The 19,645-nt window shown below is 62.5% G+C and carries 18 protein-coding genes; all 18 read right to left on the bottom strand.

What is annotated here, in order from left to right; translation table 11 throughout:
• Nucleotides 1-96 precede the first annotated feature (96 nt).
• Entirely contained in the window at nt 97-1,797 is a 1,701-nt protein-coding gene (gene ureC, locus AC07N4_RS19380) for an urease subunit alpha (RefSeq protein WP_493065794.1), read from the bottom strand.
• 155 nt (nt 1,798-1,952) lie between these two features.
• Nucleotides 1,953-2,258, bottom strand: coding sequence for an urease subunit beta (locus AC07N4_RS19375; protein WP_096819774.1), 306 nt, complete (start codon nt 2,256-2,258; stop codon nt 1,953-1,955).
• Nucleotides 2,258-2,791 carry a GNAT family N-acetyltransferase gene (locus AC07N4_RS19370; protein WP_102620108.1) on the bottom strand — a complete coding sequence of 178 codons (534 nt, stop codon included), beginning with the start codon at nt 2,789-2,791 and terminating at the stop codon, nt 2,258-2,260. The genes AC07N4_RS19375 and AC07N4_RS19370 overlap by 1 nt, the downstream gene beginning before the upstream one ends.
• A 5-nt stretch (nt 2,792-2,796) precedes the next feature.
• Nucleotides 2,797-3,330 (bottom strand): GNAT family N-acetyltransferase, encoded by a 534-nt coding sequence (locus tag AC07N4_RS19365; RefSeq protein WP_493065793.1) that lies wholly within the window; start codon nt 3,328-3,330, stop codon nt 2,797-2,799.
• A gap of 9 nt (nt 3,331-3,339) precedes the next feature.
• Entirely contained in the window at nt 3,340-3,642 is a 303-nt protein-coding gene (gene ureA / locus AC07N4_RS19360) for an urease subunit gamma (RefSeq protein WP_007950602.1), read from the bottom strand.
• Between the two features lie 334 nt (nt 3,643-3,976).
• A complete protein-coding gene (locus tag AC07N4_RS19355; RefSeq protein ID WP_102620106.1) occupies nt 3,977-4,816 on the bottom strand; it encodes an urease accessory protein UreD in 840 nt (279 codons plus the stop codon).
• A gap of 43 nt (nt 4,817-4,859) precedes the next feature.
• Entirely contained in the window at nt 4,860-5,558 is a 699-nt protein-coding gene (gene urtE, locus AC07N4_RS19350) for an urea ABC transporter ATP-binding subunit UrtE (protein WP_007950600.1), read from the bottom strand.
• Between the two features lie 14 nt (nt 5,559-5,572).
• A complete protein-coding gene (gene urtD, locus AC07N4_RS19345; protein WP_085711202.1) occupies nt 5,573-6,442 on the bottom strand; it encodes an urea ABC transporter ATP-binding protein UrtD in 870 nt (289 codons plus the stop codon).
• Nucleotides 6,439-7,518 (bottom strand): urea ABC transporter permease subunit UrtC, encoded by a 1,080-nt coding sequence (gene urtC, locus AC07N4_RS19340; protein ID WP_493065792.1) that lies wholly within the window; start codon nt 7,516-7,518, stop codon nt 6,439-6,441. The genes urtD and urtC overlap by 4 nt, the downstream gene beginning before the upstream one ends.
• Nucleotides 7,518-9,020: an urea ABC transporter permease subunit UrtB gene (urtB, locus tag AC07N4_RS19335; protein ID WP_102620103.1), complete on the bottom strand. Its 1,503-nt coding sequence runs from the start codon at nt 9,018-9,020 to the stop codon at nt 7,518-7,520. Before urtB ends, urtC begins: the two co-directional genes overlap by 1 nt.
• Before the next feature lie 142 nt (nt 9,021-9,162).
• Nucleotides 9,163-10,428, bottom strand: a complete 1,266-nt coding sequence (urtA, locus tag AC07N4_RS19330; protein ID WP_085711205.1) for an urea ABC transporter substrate-binding protein — start codon at nt 10,426-10,428, stop codon at nt 9,163-9,165.
• A gap of 225 nt (nt 10,429-10,653) precedes the next feature.
• A complete protein-coding gene (locus tag AC07N4_RS19325; protein WP_102620101.1) occupies nt 10,654-10,953 on the bottom strand; it encodes a 7(1) septoil knot domain-containing protein in 300 nt (99 codons plus the stop codon).
• A 45-nt stretch (nt 10,954-10,998) separates the two neighbouring features.
• A complete protein-coding gene (locus AC07N4_RS19320; RefSeq protein ID WP_493065791.1) occupies nt 10,999-12,009 on the bottom strand; it encodes a FecCD family ABC transporter permease in 1,011 nt (336 codons plus the stop codon).
• A complete protein-coding gene (locus AC07N4_RS19315; RefSeq protein WP_493065790.1) occupies nt 12,006-12,953 on the bottom strand; it encodes an ABC transporter substrate-binding protein in 948 nt (315 codons plus the stop codon). The genes AC07N4_RS19320 and AC07N4_RS19315 overlap by 4 nt, the downstream gene beginning before the upstream one ends.
• Nucleotides 12,950-13,738 (bottom strand): ABC transporter ATP-binding protein, encoded by a 789-nt coding sequence (locus AC07N4_RS19310; RefSeq protein ID WP_493065789.1) that lies wholly within the window; start codon nt 13,736-13,738, stop codon nt 12,950-12,952. Before AC07N4_RS19310 ends, AC07N4_RS19315 begins: the two co-directional genes overlap by 4 nt.
• Nucleotides 13,739-13,750: 12 nt before the next feature.
• Complete coding sequence (locus AC07N4_RS19305; RefSeq protein WP_493065788.1) at nt 13,751-15,877, bottom strand: TonB-dependent receptor; 2,127 nt, start codon at nt 15,875-15,877, stop codon at nt 13,751-13,753.
• A gap of 162 nt (nt 15,878-16,039) precedes the next feature.
• Nucleotides 16,040-17,419, bottom strand: coding sequence for a PepSY-associated TM helix domain-containing protein (locus AC07N4_RS19300; protein WP_102620097.1), 1,380 nt, complete (start codon nt 17,417-17,419; stop codon nt 16,040-16,042).
• 80 nt (nt 17,420-17,499) lie between these two features.
• Nucleotides 17,500-19,620, bottom strand: coding sequence for a TonB-dependent copper receptor (locus AC07N4_RS19295; protein WP_493065787.1), 2,121 nt, complete (start codon nt 19,618-19,620; stop codon nt 17,500-17,502).
• Nucleotides 19,621-19,645: the final 25 nt, after the last annotated feature.

Genomic DNA, 19,645 nt, shown 5'->3' with positions numbered 1-19,645 from the left:
AGCGGCCCGGTACTTCGCGGTATCTGATGGACACTTCAGACCGCTGAAGCGCTGGCAGTCTCGGTCGTCGAAAGGCTCGACGACCGAGGCCAGACATCAGAACAGAAAGTAACGCTGCGCCATCGGCAGGGTTTCGGCCGGCTCACACCAGAGCAACACGCCGTCGGCCTTGACCTGATAGGTCTGCGGATCGACGTCGATGTTGGGCAGGTAATCGTTGTGGATCAGGTCGGTTTTCTGCACGTCGCGGCAGCCTTTGACCACGGCGATTTTCTTCTTCAGGCCCAACACTTCGGGCAGCCCGGATTCCTGCGCTGCCTGGCTGATGAACGTCAGACTGGTGGCATGCAACGAGCCACCGTAACTGGCGAACATCGGGCGATAGTGCACCGGTTGCGGGGTCGGGATCGACGCGTTGGCGTCGCCCATCAGGCTCGCGGCGATGGCGCCGCCCTTGAGGATCAGCGTCGGTTTTACACCGAAGAAGGCCGGGCGCCACAGCACCAGATCCGCCCACTTGCCGACTTCCACCGAACCTACCTCGTGGCTGATGCCATGGGTGATCGCCGGGTTGATGGTGTACTTGGCGATGTAGCGTTTGGCGCGGAAGTTGTCGTTGCCTTCGCCGTCCTTAGGCAACGGGCCGCGCTGCTTTTTCATCTTGTCGGCGGTCTGCCAGGTGCGCGTGATGACTTCGCCGACGCGGCCCATGGCCTGGCTGTCGGAACTGATCATCGAGAACGCGCCGAGGTCGTGGAGGATGTCTTCGGCGGCAATGGTTTCGCGGCGGATACGGCTTTCGGCGAACGCCACGTCTTCGGCAATGCTCGGGTCGAGGTGGTGGCAGACCATCAGCATGTCGAGGTGTTCGTCGATAGTGTTGCGGGTGAACGGCCGGGTCGGGTTGGTCGAACTCGGCAGCACGTTGGCGAAACCGCAGGCCTTGATGATGTCCGGCGCATGGCCGCCGCCGGCACCCTCGGTGTGGTAGGTGTGAATGGTGCGGCCCTTGAACGCGCCGAGGGTGGTTTCAACGAAACCCGACTCGTTGAGGGTGTCGGTGTGGATCGCCACCTGCACGTCGTACTGGTCGGCGACGCTCAGGCAATTGTCGATGCTCGCCGGGGTGGTGCCCCAGTCTTCGTGCAGCTTGAGGCCGATGGCGCCGGCCTTGACCTGTTCGATCAGCGGCTCCGGCAGGCTGGCGTTGCCCTTGCCGGTGAGGCCGATGTTCATCGGGAACGCATCGGCCGCCTGGAGCATCCGCGCCAGGTGCCACGGTCCCGAAGTGCAGGTCGTTGCATTGGTGCCGGTGGCCGGCCCCGTGCCGCCGCCGATCATGGTGGTGACGCCGCTCATCAGTGCTTCTTCGATCTGCTGCGGGCAGATGAAGTGGATGTGCGTGTCGATGCCGCCGGCGGTGAGGATCATGCCTTCGCCGGCAATCACTTCGGTGCTGGCGCCGATGGCGATGGTCACGCCGGGCTGCACGTCGGGGTTGCCGGCCTTGCCGATGGCGGCGATGCGCCCGTCCTTGAGGCCGACGTCAGCCTTGACGATGCCCCAGTGGTCGATGATCAGCGCGTTGGTGATGACAGTGTCGACCACTTCGGCCGCCAGCAACTGGCTCTGGCCCTGGCCATCGCGGATCACTTTGCCGCCACCGAATTTCACTTCTTCGCCGTAGGTGGTGAAGTCCTGTTCGACTTCGATCCACAGCTCGGTGTCGGCCAGGCGCACCTTGTCGCCGACGGTAGGGCCGAACATGTCGGCGTAGGCTTGTCTGGAAATCTTCATCTAGCGTCCTTCAGGAAAATAGCGGTGAGCCATCGACCCTCACCCTAACCCTCTCCCAGAGGGAGAGGGGACTGATCGCGGTGAGGCGGCTATCGGTGATCGGCTCCCTCTCCCTCCGGGAGAGGGCTGGGGTGAGGGCTGCGGTACACGCGGACTCAGAGGTCACCCATGACCCGCCCGGCAAACCCGAACACCCGCCGGTGCCCGGCGTAATCCACCAGCTCCACCTCGCGACTCTGGCCCGGCTCGAAACGCACGGCCGTACCCGCCGGGATGTTCAGGCGCATGCCACGGCTGGCGGCGCGGTCGAAGGTCAGGGCGTCGTTGGTCTCGAAAAAGTGGTAGTGCGAACCGACCTGGATCGGCCGGTCGCCACTGTTTGCCACTTTCAGGCTGATCGTGCGACGACCGACGTTGAGTTCGATGTCGCCGGGCTGGATCCGGTATTCGCCGGGAATCATCAGTGGGCTCCTTGCAGGATCTTGTAATAGAGGGCTGTCGGGCGATACGTGCCGCTCGGGTCGCAGGCGTAATCGGGAATTTCCCCGGCGCGGGTGTAACCCAGGGCCTTGTAGAAGTCTTCGGCGGGGGAGCCGGCTTCGGTATCGAGGTAGAGCATGCCGCGCTTGTACTGGCGGGCCGTCAGTTCCAGCGCTTCCATCAACTGCTGGCCGAGGCCGCGCCGCCGGGCGTGTTCGCGCACCAGCAGTTTCTGCACTTCGGCGCGGTTCAGACCGTTGGCCTTCTGGCAAAGACCCAGTTGCACGCTGGCCTGCACCTGTTCGTCCTTGACCACCACCCACAGCAAGACGTTGCCCTTGTTCAGGTTGTCCTGCACTTCATCGAAATAGGCGCGGGCCTGAGTGGCATCCAGATCGGCCATGAAGCCGACGCTGGCGCCATACCCCACGGCGTCGAGCAGCAGGTCGATCAGGCCCTGACGATAGTGCGCAAAACTTTCAGCATTGACGCGTCGCAGTTGGGCGGGGTTCATCGGTGTCACTCCTTGTTGGCGAGCGGCGGCTCCGCGCCAGGGTTGAGGGTCAGTTGCATGAACGTCAGGTCGAGCCAGCGGCCGAACTTGGTGCCGACCTGCGGCATCTGCCCGGTGATGATGAACCCGGCGCGTTCGTGCAGACGGATCGACGCCGCGTTACCGCTTTCGATGGCGGCGACCATGACGTGCTTGCCGCAGGTTTTCGCACGTTCGATCAGCGCGGTCATCAATTGCGGGCCGAGGCCGTTGCCGCGCTGGTCGCTGCGCACGTAGACCGAGTGCTCGACCGTGTGACGGAAACCGTCGAACGGCCGCCAGTCACCGAACGAAGCGTAGCCGAGGGTGGTGTTGTCGGCGTCGACGATCACCAGGATCGGATAGCCTTGGGCCTGGCGCGCGCTGAACCACGCCTGACGGTTGCCGAGGTCGACCGGGGATTCGTTCCAGATTGCCGTGGTGTTGAGCACGGCGTCGTTGTAGATGTCGCGGATCGCCGGCAGGTCGGCATGCAGGGCATCGCGAATGGTGTAAGTCATGGTGCGGCCTCAGACGATCGGTTGGTGAACGGTGACCAGTTTGGTGCCGTCGGGGAACGTCGCTTCGACCTGGATCTCCGGGATCATTTCCGGGATGCCTTCCATCACCTGATCGCGGGTCAGCAGGGTGGTGCCGTAATGCATCAGTTCAGCCACGGTCTGGCCGTCCCGGGCGCCCTCGAGCAGCGCCGCCGAGATGAAAGCCATCGCTTCCGGGTAGTTGAGCTTCACGCCACGGGCCAGTCGCCGCTCGGCAACGAGGCCGGCGGTGAAGATCAGCAGCTTGTCTTTTTCGCGTGGGGTCAGGTCCATCGTTTTAAATCCATTTGGGCAGATTTGTGTGGTTCTTTCGGTTTGAGGGGGGCAGTTGGAACCGCCCCTCACCCTAGCCCTCTCCCGGAGGGAGAGGGGACTGATCTCGGTTGTTTTCAATGGCCAGTTCAGTCAGTTGAATTCTTGTGTCTGAAACATTTCCAGCGGTCACCTCGGTCAGGTTCCCTCACTCTCCCGGAGGGGGGACTGATCTCGGTTGTTTGTTATGGCCGGGTCAGTCAGTAATTTTTTGAGACTGCAAAATTCTTTCCAGACAGCTCGGTCAGGCTCCCTCTCCCCTCCGGGGAGAGGGCGGGGGGTGAGGGGCTGGCCCTCAAGTACTCCAGATTCTCGGCGGCTGAGCTTCACGGCCGAGCAACGCAGGCCTGAGCAATCGCCACAGATCAATCAGCCATCCACGCGCCAGCAACGCTTCACTGGCCAGACAACGGGCGACCAAAAGTCCGGGAAGTTGCGTCAGATCCCCGCGCACGTCGTGGCCCAGCGAGCGGCAGCGCTCCAGCAGTTCGGCATCGATTTCGCCGGTCACCAACAACGTCGCAAACACCGGATTGCCATCCAGCCCGATCGGCGAATCGAGCAAGCCGTCATCACCGACGATGCGCTGACGCTCATGCCACAACAACCGTCCATCACGGCGAATATCCAGATGCGCCTGGAAATGCCCGAGGTCGAAGCGTTCACCACTGGCCGGACGACCCAACGCCACCACGTCCCAGTAGAACAGTCGTGCATCGCCTTCAAGATCGATCGAGGTCGTGAGTTCCGCCTGGGCGGCGCTGTAGACGATGGTTTCCTGTGGCAGCCATTCCAGTGTCGCGCCGGCGGCGACGTGCAGGTCCAGCGACTGATAAGCGGGGCCCGCCGCGCGATACCACTTGGCCGCGCCGGGGCTGGTGATCTGTGCCCAGGCGCCCTGTTCGACGCGGGCGCTGATGTCGAGCCGGTCACCGCCGGCAATCCCGCCCGGCGGGTGGACGATGATGTGCTGGCAGACCTCGGGCCCTTCGGCATACAGATGCTTTTGCACCCGCAACGGGCCGAGGTGTCGGCGTCGGGTCGGCCGCGTGCAATCGCCGAAGCGGGCGTAGGCCAGCTCAAGCTCGGCGTGCCAGCTCGGGGTAAACAGGGCAGTCGCTAAAGGTAAGTTCATGTTTTCTGATTATCGTTAGGACGCTACAGATTAGACCGTAACCTCAAATAGTCACCAGCCCGCGCACACCTTCGGCTTCCATATTTTCGCCACGGCCCTGCTGCACGATCTCGCCCCGGGACATCACCAGGTACTGATCGGCCAGTTCGGCGGCGAAATCGTAGAACTGCTCCACCAACAGGATTGCCATGTCGCCTCGGGCGGCGAGCTTTTTGATCACCGCGCCGATTTCCTTGATCACCGACGGCTGAATGCCTTCGGTGGGTTCGTCGAGAATCAGCAGCCGTGGACGGCTGGCCAGTGCGCGGCCGATGGCGAGTTGTTGTTGCTGACCGCCGGACAGGTCGCCGCCGCGCCGCTGTTTCATTTGCAGCAGCACCGGGAACAGCTCGTAGATAAACGCGGGAACCTCTTTGGCTTCGCTGCCGGGAAAACGCGACAGGCCCATCAGCAGGTTTTCTTCCACGGTCAGTCGGCCGAAAATCTCCCGGCCCTGCGGCACGTAGGCGATCCCGGCGTGTACCCGTTGATGTGGCTTGAACGTGGTGATCGGTTTGCCTTCCCAGTTCACCGCGCCTTCCTTGGCCGGCAACAGGCCCATCAGGCATTTGAGCAACGTGGTCTTGCCCACGCCGTTACGGCCGAGCAGGCAGGTGACTTCGCCGACCTTCACGTCAAAGCTCAGGCCCCGCAGGATGTGGCTACCGCCGTAGTACTGATGCAGTTTGTCGACTTGCAGCATGTTGGAATTCCTCTTCAGCGCCCGAGATAGACTTCGATCACGCGCTCGTTGTCTTGCACCTGTTCCAGCGAACCTTCAGCCAGCACGCTGCCCTGGTGCAACACGGTGACGTGGTCGGCAATCGAGCCGACGAAGCCCATGTCGTGTTCCACCACCATCAGCGAATGCTTGCCCGCGAGCGACTTGAACAGCTCGGCGGTGAATTCGGTTTCGGCGTCGGTCATGCCCGCCACCGGTTCGTCGAGCAGCAGCAGTTGCGGGTCCTGCATCAGCAACATGCCGATTTCCAGAAACTGTTTCTGCCCGTGGGACAGCAGCCCCGCCGGGCGATTGACCGAGGTGGTCAGGCGAATGGTGTCGAGCACTTCGCTGATCCGGTCTTTCTGCTCGCCGCTCAACTTCGCCCGCAGACTGGCCCACACCGACTTGTCGGTTTTCTGCGCCAGCTCAAGGTTCTCGAACACGCTCAGGGCTTCGAACACCGTGGGTTTCTGGAACTTGCGACCGATGCCGGCCTGGGCGATCTGTACTTCGCTCATTTGCGTCAGGTCGAGGGTTTCGCCGAACCACGCCTTGCCATGACTCGGGCGGGTCTTGCCGGTGATCACGTCCATCAGCGTGGTCTTGCCCGCGCCGTTGGGGCCGATGATGCAGCGCAGTTCGCCGACGCCGATGTACAGGTTCAGAGCGTTCAGCGCCCGGAAACCGTCGAAGCTGACGCTGATGTCTTCCAGGGTCAGGATCGTGCCGTGACGGGTGTCGAGGCCCGGACCGACGCGTTGTCCGAGGCCGATCGAGTCGCGGCTGGTGCCTTCGTCCTTGTTGGGCTCCACCGGGAAAAAGGCCGGTTCCAGCATGAATTCAGCGCTCGCCGTGACTCTCATGATTCACCTCGTTTCTTCAGCAGACCGATCACGCCTTTGGGCAGGTACAACGTCACGACGATGAACAGCGCGCCGAGGAAGAACAGCCAGTATTCGGGGAACGCCACGGTGAACCAGCTCTTCATGCCGTTGACCACGCCGGCGCCGAGCAGCGGGCCGATCAGGGTGCCGCGCCCGCCAAGCGCCACCCACACCGCGGCCTCGATCGAGTTGGTCGGCGACATTTCGCTCGGGTTGATGATCCCCACCTGCGGCACGTACAGCGCGCCGGCCAATCCGCACAACACCGCGCTCAAGACCCAGACGAACAGCTTGAAACCACGCGGGTCGTAGCCGCAGAACATCAGGCGGTTTTCCGCATCGCGAAGCGCTGTCAGCACCCGGCCGAACTTGCTGCGCGCCAGCCGCCAGCCGATGAACAGGCTCGCCACCAGCAGCAACACCGTCGCCAGAAACAGCACCGCGCGGGTGCCGGGTTCGGTGATGCCGAAACCGAGGATCGTGCGGAAATTGGTAAAGCCGTTGTTGCCGCCGAAACCGGTCTCGTTGCGGAAAAACAGCAGCATCCCGGCGAAGGTCAGGGCCTGGGTCATGATCGAGAAATACACGCCCTTGATCCGCGAGCGGAAGGCGAAGAAGCCGAACACCAGCGCCAGCAACCCCGGCGCCAGCACCACCAGGCACATCGCCCAGAGGAAGTTGCCGGTGCCGCTCCAGTACCACGGCAATTCGCTCCACGACAGAAAGGTCATGAACGCCGGCAAGCCATCACCGGCAGCCTGACGCATCAGGTACATGCCCATCGCATAACCGCCGATGGCGAAGAACAGACCGTGGCCCAGCGACAGCAGACCGGCATAACCCCAGACCAGATCCAGCGCCAGGGCGACGATGGCGTAGCAGAGAATCTTGCCGACCAGCGTCAGGGTGTAAGCCGAGACATGCAGCGCACTGTCTGCCGGCAACAACGACAGCAGCGGCAGGGCGATCAGCAACGCGAGAACAACGGCACCGACAGCGATGGAAACTTTGGGGCCGGCCTTTTGCGTGGCCGTTACGAGTAGAGGCTGGTTCATCAGTCGATCACCCGTCCTTTCAGTGCGAAGAGGCCTTGCGGACGTTTCTGGATGAACAGAATGATCAGCGCGAGGATCAGGATCTTGCCGAGCACCGCACCGATCTGCGGTTCGAGAATCTTGTTGGCGATGCCCAGGCCGAACGCGGCGAACACGCTGCCGGCCAATTGGCCGACGCCACCGAGCACCACCACCAGGAATGAATCGATGATGTAGCTCTGGCCGAGGTCCGGGCCGACGTTGCCGATCTGGCTCAGCGCCACGCCGCCGAGCCCGGCGATGCCCGAGCCGAGACCGAAGGCGAGCATGTCGACACGCCCGGTCGGCACGCCGCAGCAGGCGGCCATGTTGCGGTTCTGGGTGACCGCTCGCACGTTCAGACCGAGGCGAGTCTTGTTCAGCAGCAGCCAGGTCAGCACCACTACGAACAATGCGAAGGCGATGATCACGATGCGGTTGTACGGCAGCACCAGATTCGGCAACACCTGAATCCCGCCGGACAGCCATGCCGGGTTCGCCACTTCAACGTTCTGCGCACCGAACACCAGGCGCACCAGCTGAATCAGCATCAGGCTGATGCCCCAGGTGGCGAGCAGGGTTTCCAGTGGGCGGCCGTAGAGATGGCGAATCACCGTGCGCTCCAGGGCCATGCCGATGGCGGCGGTAACGAAGAACGCCACCGGCAGCGCGATCAATGGATAGAACTCGATGGCCTGCGGTGCGTAGCGCTGAAACATCAACTGCACGACGTAGGTCGAGTAGGCACCGAGCATCAGCATCTCGCCGTGGGCCATGTTGATCACGCCCAGCAGGCCGAAGGTGATCGCCAGACCCAAGGCCGCGAGCAACAGAATCGAGCCGAGGGACATGCCGCTGAACGCCTGTCCGAGCAGTTCGCCGATCAGCAGTTTGCGCTTGACCTGGGCGAGGCTGGTTTCGGCGGCGGTGCGCACATTGGCGTCAGCCTCGACGCCGGGTTCGAGCAAACCTTCGAGGCGAGTGCGGGCCAACGGGTCACCGGTTTCACCGAGCAGACGCACGGCCGCGAGGCGCACTGCCGGGTCGGTGTCGACCAGTTGCAGGTTGGCCAGCGCCAGGCTCAGGGCGGCGTGGACGCTTTCGTCTTTTTCGCCAGCCAGTTGCTGGTCGAGGAATTTCAGCTGCGCCGGTTTGGCGCTTTTCTGCAATTGCTGCGCGGCAGTCAGACGGGTTTTGGCGTCGACGGCGAGCAATTGGTGGCTGGCCAGTGCGGTGTCGATCAGACCTCGCAGGCGGTTGTTCAGGCGCAGGGTTTTGGGTTGGCCGTCGACGGTCAGTTCGCCTTGTTGCAGGGCGTTGATCAGTTCGACACGGGCCGGATCGGGCTGCGCGGCCCAGGCTTCCAGCAGTTTTGCCTGTTGCGTCGGGTTGGCGGCAACGAAGTCTTCGGCGTCGCTGGCGTGTGCGGCCATTGGCAGTAAAAGTACGAGGGCCAGGACCAAGCGGTAAAGGGCAGTGGACATAACGGGCGTTCCTGTATTGATCGTTCCCATGCTCTGCGTGGGAATGCCTCAACGGACGCTCCGCGTCCGCTTTTGGGACGCAGAGCGTCCCCGGCTGCATTCCCACGCAGAGCGTGGGAACGATCAGGTTGAGCGGGTTAACTCAGTTGCTCTTGACCGCATACTCCGGCTTCTTGTCGTTGCCCGGAATGAACGGACTCCAGGGCTGCGCACGAATCGGCCCCTCGGTCTGCCACACCACGTTGAACTGACCGTCGGCCTGGATCTCGCCGATCATCACCGGTTTGTGCAGGTGGTGGTTGGTCTTGTCCATGGTCAGGGTGTAGCCGGACGGCGCGGCGAAGGTCTGGCCGCCGAGGGCTTCGCGGACCTTGTCGACGTCGGTGGACTTGGCTTTCTCCGCCGCCTGCGCCCACATGTGGATGCCGACGTAAGTGGCTTCCATCGGGTCGTTGGTCACGGCTTTGTCGGCGCCCGGCAGGTTGTGTTTCTTCGCGTAGGCTTTCCAGTCATCGACGAACTTCTTGTTCACCGGGTTCTCCACCGACTCGAAGTAGTTCCACGCTGCGAGGTTGCCTACCAGCGGTTTGGTGTCGATGCCGCGCAGTTCTTCTTCGCCCACCGAGAACGCCACCACCGGTACGTCGGTGGCCTTCAGGCCCTGGTTGGCCAGTTCCTTGTAGAACGGCACGTTGGAGTCGCCATTCACGGTCGAGATCACAGCGGTCTTGCCGCCGGCCGAGAATTTTTTGATGTTGGCGACGATGGTTTGATAGTCGCTATGACCGAACGGGGTGTAGACCTCTTCGATGTCTTTATCCGCTACGCCTTTGGAATGCAGGAACGAACGCAGGATCTTGTTGGTGGTGCGCGGGTAGACGTAATCGGTGCCGAGCAGGAAGTAGCGCTTGGCGCCGCCACCTTCTTCGCTCATCAGGTATTCAACTGCCGGGATCGCTTGCTGGTTCGGCGCGGCGCCGGTGTAGAACACGTTCGGCGACATCTCTTCGCCTTCGTATTGCACCGGGTAGAACAGCAGGCCGTTGAGTTCTTCGAACACCGGCAGCACCGATTTGCGCGACACCGAGGTCCAGCAACCGAACACCACCGCGACCTTGTCCTGCGTCAGCAACTGCCGGCCCTTCTCCGCGAACAGCGGCCAGTTCGACGCCGGGTCGACCACCACCGGTTCCAGCATCTTGCCGTTCACCCCGCCCTTGGCGTTGATCTCGTCGATGGTCATCAACGCCATGTCTTTGAGCGATGTTTCGGAGATCGCCATGGTGCCGGACAACGAATGCAGAATCCCGACCTTGATGGTCTCGGCGGCCTGTACCGTCCAGGTCATGCCCATCGCGGCAATGGATGCCGTGAGTGTGAAAGCCTTGATCAAACTGCGACGCTTCATTGTGCGATCTCCACGAACGTTAAAGTTTTTTATGGTTGGCAGATGCGAACGACTGAAGGGTGTTTTGCAAGGGCTGTGCCCGGTCGGGATCGGGCAGCAAAAGGTCGGTTTAGAGCGGTTGTGCGCAGGGGCGGCGCACCAGGAGGGGACAGGCGGCAGGGTGTGGTGCGGGGACGTGCTTCATTGTGGTGCTGCCGCGAGGCGGCAGCGGGGATGCGTGACAGATCAGTTCACGCCAGGCCAGGAGTCCACGTACTTGATGGTGAAATCAGGGTAAGAGTCGACGATCTGAATCTTGTAATCGGGATACTGATCAACGATCTGCCATTTGCCCACCGAGTCTGGCCACTGAGTGACTTGCTTCACTTTCAGATCTGGCCAGGAGTTATCGATCTTTACTTTGTAATCCGGGTACGAGTTGACGAACTGGATCTTGCCGTAGATCTTCGAGACATCGACGGTCGTATCGGCCAGCACCGCGCTGGATCCCACAAACAGCAACGCGACAACAGCTGCTTTCAACATGACACTCATCCTGAGAAAAAATCGGGGGCGCAGTCTAAAGCAGGCTCAGCGGCGGCGCATCAGGCCGATGAAGAACAATCCGCCGAGGGCAGCGGTGGCAACACCAATGGGCAAGTCTTCGGGGGCGATCAGCGTGCGTGCGGCGACGTCCACCCAAACGAGGAAGACGCTGCCGAGCAACACGCACACCGGCAGCAGACGCCGGTGCTCGGCACCGATCAAGCGCCGCGCAATGTGCGGCACCATCAGCCCGACAAACCCGATTGAGCCGCTGATCGACACCAGTACCCCGGTCATCAGTGAAGCAATCACGAACACCCGCAGACGTACCGCCCGCGCGTTCAGGCCAAGGGTGACAGCCGTCTGTTCGCCAGCCATCAAAGCGTTCAATGGTCGGGCCATGCCCAGCAGCAGAATCAGCCCGAGCAACACGCTGAGCGCCGGCACGGCCAACAACTCCCAGCGCGCCAGACCGAGGCCGCCGAGCATCCAGAACATCACCGCCGAACTGGCGCGATGATCGCCCATGAACAGCAGCAGATTGGCGATCGCCATCATCACGAACGACACCGCTACACCGCACAACAGCAACCGGTCACTGTCCAATCGCCCGTGACGGTTGGCAATGCCCAGCACCAGAAACATGCTCAACAACGCGCCGATAAACGCGGCAATCGGCAAGGTCAGCAGACCGACGATTTCGCCGACGTGCAGCACCACGATCACTGCGCCGAGGGTCGCGCCGGAGGTAACGCCGAGCAGGTGCGGGTCGGCCAGAGGGTTACGCGTCACCGCTTGCAGCACCGCACCGATCAACGCCAGCCCGGCGCCAACCAACGCACCGAGCAACATGCGCGGCACGCGGATCAGCCAGACGATGTGCTCCTGGCCGGCGCTCCAGTCCGGCACGCCGAAACCGAACAACTTGTGCAGCAGAATCCGCCACACCACGTCCACCGGCACCCGCGCCGGGCCGAAGCCCAGCGACACCACGCACGACACCAGCAGCACCGCGCCGAGGGCGATCAGCAGCCAGCCGTAACGACGATTGATCATTCGCCGTGGAACCCTTTGGCCAGAGTTTCAACCGCCAGCACGTTGTCGATCCCCGGCGTGGCCTGCACGTAAGGGATGACGATGAAACGCTGGTTCTTGATCGCGTCCACCGATTGCAGCGCCTTGTTCTTCAGCAGAAATTCAATCTTCTGTTCGGCGGTGATTTCGCTGTAGTCGACGATCACGATCACCTGCGGATTGCGCTCGACCACGGTCTCCCAGTTGACCCGGGTCCAGCTCGCATCGACGTCATCGAGAATGTTGCGCCCACCAGAAGCGTCGATCAGCGCTTGCGGCATGCCGAGGCGGCCGGAGGTCATGGCGCGGTCTTCGCCGCTGTCGTACAGGAACACCCGTGGCTTCTCGGCGGGCAGGTCTTTGCGGATGTCGGCGACCTGACTTTGCATGTCGGCGATCAGTGCGTTGGCGCGATCCTGCACGTCGAAGATTTTGCCGAGGTTGCGCAGGTCGTTGTAGGTGTCTTCCAGCGTGGCGGCCGGGCGCTTCATCACGAAGGCGCAGGACTCGGTCAGCTCATAGACGTTGATGCCCAGCGGTTGCAGCGTCTGCGGGGTGAGATCGCCACCGACGCGCATGCCGTAATCCCAGCCGGCGAAGAAGAAATCGACGTTGGCGTTGAGTAACGTTTCCACCGACGGGTATTTGGCCGCCAGTTCCGGCAGGCCATCGAGCAGCGACTGCATTTCGGGTGTTACCGACTTCCAGCCACTGACGCCGCTGTAGCCGGCCATCTTCGACTTGAGGCCGAGGGCGAGCATCATCTGGGTCATGTTGATGTCGTGGCTGACCGCGTGTTTCGGCGCTCCCTTGAAGGTCACTTCGCGGTTGCAGCTGTGGATCGTCAGCGGGTACTTGGTGGCCTCGGCGAAGGCTTGGGTGGTGCCCAGCAACAGGGCGAGGCAAAGCAGGGAACGCACAGTCATGGTCGGGTTATCCAGGTGATTCGCGGGTAGCCGTGGAGGGGGTGGGCATCGATCAGTGCTTCGACGCCGAACACGTCGCGCAGCAATTCAACCGTGAGGACTTCTTGCGGGGTGCCGCTGGCGACGATGCGACCGTGGTTGATCACATACAAACGGTCGCAGAACGCGGCGGCCAGGTTCAGGTCGTGAATGCTTGCCAGGGTGCCGATCTGCAAGCGCTTGACCAGTTGCAGCAGTTCCAGCTGATAGCGCGGGTCGAGGTGGTTGGTCGGCTCGTCGAGGATCAGCAGTTGCGGTTGCTGGGTCAGGGCGCGGGCGAGGATCACGCGTTGTTTTTCACCGCCGGACAGCGTGGCGAATGCGTGGTCTTCGAAACCATCGAGGCCCACGGATTTGAGGGCCTGGGTGGCGAGGTGGCGGTCTTCCAGCGTGTCGCCATCGAACAGGCCTTTGTGCGGCGTGCGGCCCATGGCGACCACTTCTTCGACGGTCAGGCCGAAGGCGTCGGGGAATTCCTGCAAGACCACGGCGATGCGTTGTGCGCACCAGCGCGAGGATTGCTTCCACACGTTGTGATGATCGAGTCTGACCTCACCGTGTTCCGGCTGACTGAAGCGGTAGGCGCAGCGCAACAGGCTGGTCTTGCCGCTGCCGTTGGGCCCGATCAGCCCGACGAACTCACCGGCGGCCACTTGCAACGAGGCGTCACGCAGCTGGAACTGGTGATGGCAGTGGTCGTGGCCCAAGGGGGACCATCTCAGGTCGGTGAGGGTCAGGGAGGTCATTTCGTTCCTGTTCTAGAAGGTGTAGTCAGCTGTGACAAAGAACGAACGAGGCTCACCCAGAATCCACTGCTGCCCCTCATTGTATTGGCTTTGCGCATAGGTCCGGTCAAACAGATTGTTCACCTGCAACCCCAGCGTGGTGTTGCGCAGGGCTTTCCACGACAGTGTTGCGTCGACCACGGTGTAGCTCGGCAGCTCGTTGCGGTTGGCCATGTCGGCGTAGCGCGCATCGACATAACGCACGCCGGCGCCGGCTTTCAGGTCATCGCTCAGCGCCTTGCTCAGCCACAGGTTCGCCGTGCGACGTGGCACGTCCACCGGGCGATTGCCGTTGCGCGACACCGGCACGCCGCCGACCACCTCTTCGAAATCGTCGTACTTGGCTTTAACGATGGCGGCGTTGGCTTGCAGTTGCCAGGCGTTCGGCAGTTGCAGATCGAGGCTGGCTTCCAGGCCGTTCGACGATTGCTGGCCGACCTGCTGCTTGAGCGTCGGGTTGCCGGGATCGTCGGTCAGCAGCTTCTTCTTCACGATGCGATACGCCGCCAGCGTGAATTCGCCACGCTGATCCCAGAACAGCTGCTTCATGCCGATCTCGGTTTGCCGCGCGGTGGACAAGTCGTATTGCTGCTGGCTCGGGCTCAGAGAAATCAAACCGCCGATGCCATCGGTGCTGGTAGCGACCTGACCGTAGAACGAGGTGTCCTGTGTCAGCGCGAACACCAGCCCGGCCTTCCAGTTGTTGCCGGTCAGGGTCTTGTCGCTCTGGCTGCCGTCGACCAGGTTGTTGCGATCCACGTGCACGTAGTCGCGGCGCACGCCGGTTACCAGCGACCAGCGCTCGCTCAGTTGCGTGCGGTTTTCGGCGAACACCGACATCTGTCTGGTGGTGCTGTCGAATTGATCGCGATACGGGTCGGCGCTCTCGAAGTAACCGGTTTGCGGGTGGTACAGATCCAGCGGTTGGCCGTTCGGCAACACGTCGTTGAACGGCGAGTTGCTGTTGAGCTGGAAGCGGATGCGGTTGTAATCGACGCCGGTCACGGTCTGGCTGTCGAGGCCGAACAGCGAATGCTTGAAGGTGAAAGTCTGGCGGTCGCCGACCTGTTCCTGTTTGTGGCCGATGCCGAAGTAACCGCTGCGGCTGAGTTGTTGGCTGCCAGCGTCGAAGTTGTAGTTCTCGGCGTTCTGCCAGCGGCGCTGAGCCTTGAGGTAATACAGCTCGTTGCTGGCGTTGACCGCGTCGTTGATCTGCCAATCGGTGGTCAGGCGTGTCCATTGATCGTTGTAGTGCTGCTTGTCGTTGCGCACGTTGTAGTTCTTGTTGCGCAGGCTGTCCTTCAACTGGCCGTTGATCAGCGGTGTGCCGAAGTAGTTCTGCGGGCGTTGGTCGCCGTAATCGTGGGCGAGGGTGAAGGTCAGATCATCGGTGGCCTGCCAGCGCAGGGCGGCGCTGATGAAGTCGCTGGACGAGTCGCCGCGATCGATCCAGCCGTTGCTGCGCAGGCGGTTGAGGTTGAGGCGATAGCTCAGGGTGTCGGTCAGCGAACCGCCGCTGTCGAACGCCTGTTGCTGGCTATCGAACGAGCCGTAACCGACGCGCACGTGGTTTTCGATTTCGCCTTCGAACGGTTTCTTCGGGATCACGTTGACCACCGCACCGGTCGCGCCTTCGCCGTACAGCACCGAGGCCGGGCCGCGCAGGACGTCGACGCGCTCCACCGACCAGGTGTCGACCGGGAACGTCACGGTGCCCATGCCGGTGTACATCCGGTTGCCGTCATACAACTGCATCACCGAACTCTGCCCGGTAAAGCCCCGGGCCTGCAACGAAGTGCCGCCATCGCCCGGCGTGCCGGTTCGGCTGATGCCGGTGCTGCGCGACACCGCGTCCTGCACGCTGCGGTCGCCACGAGCGCGGACTTGCTCGCCGCTCAGGCTTTCGACGCTGGCCGGGGTTTCCATCGCGCTGAGGTTCAGGCGCGAGCCGGCGCTGGTCGGCGTGGTCAGGCTGACGGTCTGGTCGTCATTGGCCAGAGCCGTGATGGTGCCGGTGGGCAGCGTCAGCGGCGCGCTGTCGGCGTGGGCGCTGTTGTTCAGGGCGAACAGGCAGAGGCTGGACAAGAGGTACTTGTTCATCGGGGCGGTGAATCACTTCTTCAAAATAAAAGCCCGCAGGCTCATGGCAATGCATGGCTGCGGGCAGAGCAGCAAGTTAGTGTTATACAGTAACACTAAAAATTGCCGGAGTTTAAGCCCCGGCAGTTTAAAGATCTGTCTAGGTCGCGCATCTCGCCTGTTTCATGATGAAGTTGAGGCAGATTCAGCTTGCCGGCCCAGACGCGACAACAGCAGCCGATCCAGCAACCACACCACCACCAGCGAAGCGCCCACCAGTGGAAACACCACCGCCAGAACCAGCATGATCGCCACGCCGGTTTTCCATTTCGGCAGATCGTGGCGCAGCGGTGGTACGCCGAATTTTCCTTGCGGGCGACGCTTCCACCAGATCACCACGCCGCTGACGGCGCTGAGCAGAATCATCAAGCAGATCAGCAGCACGATGATCTGGTTGAAGGTGCCGAACATCTTGCCTTCGTGGAGCATCACGCCGATTTCCGTGGCCCGGGCGACGGCGCCGTATTGCTCGAAACGCACGTCAGCCAGAACCTTGCCGGTGTACTGATCGATGTGCAGGGTCGCATCGTTGCGTGGGTCGTCGGCGAACACCGCAATGGTGAACACGCCGGTGGCGGTGGTCGGCAGGGTGATGCTGTAGCCCGGCTCGACCTTGCGCTCGATGGCGATGTTCTGCACGTCCTGCAGGCTGATGATCGGCGCGGCGGGGCCGTGTTGCATGCCGCCGTGGGCCATGTGTTCGGCGTGGTCGCCGGACATCGGCATCGGGGTGTTTTCCATGGCCCAGGGTACGGTCTGGCGCGCGGCGTTGTTGAGGCTGCCGGCTTCGACGTCGGAGGTCGGCACGTTGTCCCACATCGCCGCCGGGAACACGTTCCACACCTGGGCGTACTGCTTGCCCCAGAACCCGGTCCAGGTCATGCCGCTGAGCAGCATCACCAGCAGCAACGCGGCGCCCCAGAAACCGGTAACGGCGTGCAGATCACGCCACAGAACGCGACCGCGACTGTTCAGGCGTGGCCACAGTATTCCGGCGGCCTGACCTCGCGGCCACCACAGGAAAACCCCGGACACTACCAGCACCACGCCCCAGCCGGCGGCGAGTTCGATCAGCCGGTCACCGACGGTGCCGATCATCAATTCGCCGTGGATCGCCCGGGCGAGCGCTTGCAGGTTCTGCTTGGCGTCCTGCTCGCCGAGGATGTCGCCGTGGTACGGATCGACAAACACGTTCAGCTCATGGCCGGCGTTCTTCACCACGAATTGCGCGCTGCGCTCGGCGTTCGCTGGCGGCAGGTACTGGGTGACCTGGCCTTGTGGATAAGCGCTTTTGACCTTTTGCAGCAAGTCATCGGCCGGCACGGTGTGATGCCCGGCCGGGACGTTCAGCAGGCTGCTGTACATCAGCGAATCGAGTTGCGGCTTGAACAGGTAAATGATGCCGGTCAGGGCCAGCATCACCATGAATGGCGCGACGAACAATCCGGCATAGAAATGCCAACGCCAGGCCAGGTTGTAGAAATTCGGTTTGGGCTGTTTCATCACGAGTGCTCCGCTTGGCTTGGATCTTCTAGTTGTCTGTTGTCACTCGCTCCCTCAAGGAGAGCGAGTGCCCTTGAGGGTTAGAAACTCATGTCCACCTTGGTCCAGAGCGTGCGCCCCGGTTCATTGATGGCTTGCGGGTCGTTGGCCGGGTAGCCGAATCCGGCGTTGCCCGCCAGGTTGAGGTGTTCGGCGTAAGCCTTGCCGAACAGGTTGTCGACGCCGGTACTGACCTTCCAGTTTTTGTTGATCCGATAGGCACCGTTGAGCGAGAACACGCCGAAGCCCGAACTCTTGTCGTAATCCTTGCCGACCACGTTGCCCTTGTTCTGGTCGATACGGTTTTGCGCGGCAACCACCCTCCACAGTGCGCCGGCGCTCCAGTTGTCTTCGCTGTAGGTCAGGCCGAAACGTGCATCCAGCGGTGGCATTTGCGGCAGTGCCTTGCCGTCGCTGCTGTTCTTGCCCCAGGCGTAGGCCAGGGTCGCATCGGCTTTCCAGTGGTCGGTGAGTTTGTAAGCGGCACCGAGTTCACCGCCCATGATCCGCGCGTCGATGTTCTCGGCGCGGGAGGTGCTCATGCCCATCATCGTCGGGGTGTAGTCGAACAGGATGTAGTCGCGTACCACGCCGATGTAGCCCGAGGCCCAGGCTTCGAGGTCAGCGTCCTTGTAGTTCACGCCGAAGTCGAGCTGAGTGGTTTTTTCCGGTTTGATCGAATCGAACGCATTGACCGAGCCGGCCGGGCCGGACTTGGGCGAAAACAGCTCCCAGTAATCCGGGAACCGCTGGGCGTGGCCGAGACCGGCGTAGAGCGTGGTCGGGCTGTCGGCCAGGTCATGCTCGTAACGGATGAAACCGCTCGGCAGGGTGTCGGCGCGGGTATCGCCTGCGGTCGGGTTCGGGCGGGACATCATTCCCGATCCGGTGGTCTGCCGATAATCCTTGGCCGAGGCGCGGTCGACCCGGGCGCCGGTGATCAGGCGGTCACGGTCGGCGGCGTACCAGGTCATTTCGCTGAATACCCCGTAGTTATGGAAGTCAGCGTCCTTGTTGCGCGGCAGATCCTTGTAGGCGTCGATGCCCATGGCCGCGCGCTGACGGTGTTCGTTGGTCTGCGCATCGAGGCCGGTGATCAGCTGGATATCGGCCCAGCGCCAGGTCGACTTGATCCGCGCGCCGAGGGTGCGGCGGTCGACGTTGGACGCCATGGGACCTGCCATCATCCCGGTGCCGGATGGCGTGCGCAGGGTGTAGTTGTCCATCACGTGGTCGGCGTAGTTGTAGTAGACCTGCGCTTCGAGCTTCTCCAGCACGTCGGTGATGTTGGATTTCTCGAAGCGCAGGCCGAGGCTTTCACGCAGGAACTGTGAGCCGTCCATGCCGCGCCCGGCGTAGCGCGCTTCGCCGTCGCCCTTGCCGGCGGTCAGCTCCAGCAAGGTGTCGGCATCCGGGGTCCAGCCCACTGCCACGTCGCCGTTCCACTTGTCATAGCGCGAGGCGACGGTGTCGTTGTTGCCATCGCGGTAGTCATCGGAATGCGCGGTGTTGCCGATCACGCGCACATAACCCAGCGAGCCGCCGGCCGCCGCGTCGACGACTTTGTCGAAGCGTCCGTTGGAGCCGGCCAGCACGCTGGCATTCACGCGGGTGCCGAGTTCGCCGAAGCTCTCTGGCTCGCGGTCGAACAGGACTGTGCCGGCCGATGCGCCCGGTCCGTAGAGCACGGTTTGCGGGCCTTTGATCACGGTGAGTTTGTCGTAGGTCTCGGGCGAGATGTACGAGGTCGGCGCGTCCATCCGGCCGGGGCAGGCGCCGAGCATCATGCTGCCGTTGGTGAGGATGTTCAGACGTGAACCGAACATGCCACGCAGCACCGGATCACCGTTGGTGCCGCCGTTGCGCACCAGCGCGAAGCCGGGAATGGTCTTCAGATAGTCGCCGCCATCGCTGGCCGGCACCGGTTGGCGCGGGTCTTTCGGGTTGGTGACGATGGTCAGCGGCGAACTCGGGGCGATGGCTGTGATCACCGTCGGGCTCAGTTCTTCTGTGTGGCCGGCGTGTTCATCGGCGTGGACCAGCGGGGACAGCAGAACGCCGCAAAGGACGGCGGTAGCGTGCCTGAAACGGATACGCGATTCGTTCAGGGCGAAGGACGCCGGGGCAGAACCCGAGCGTGGGACAGCAGAAAACCTGGACATGACAATTTCCATCAAACAGTCGTAA

This window comes from Pseudomonas sp. GW821-FHT09E04 (genome assembly GCF_059416185.1).
Note: the sequence above shows the minus strand (reverse complement) of the source record. Positions and strands in the feature narration are given on the sequence as shown.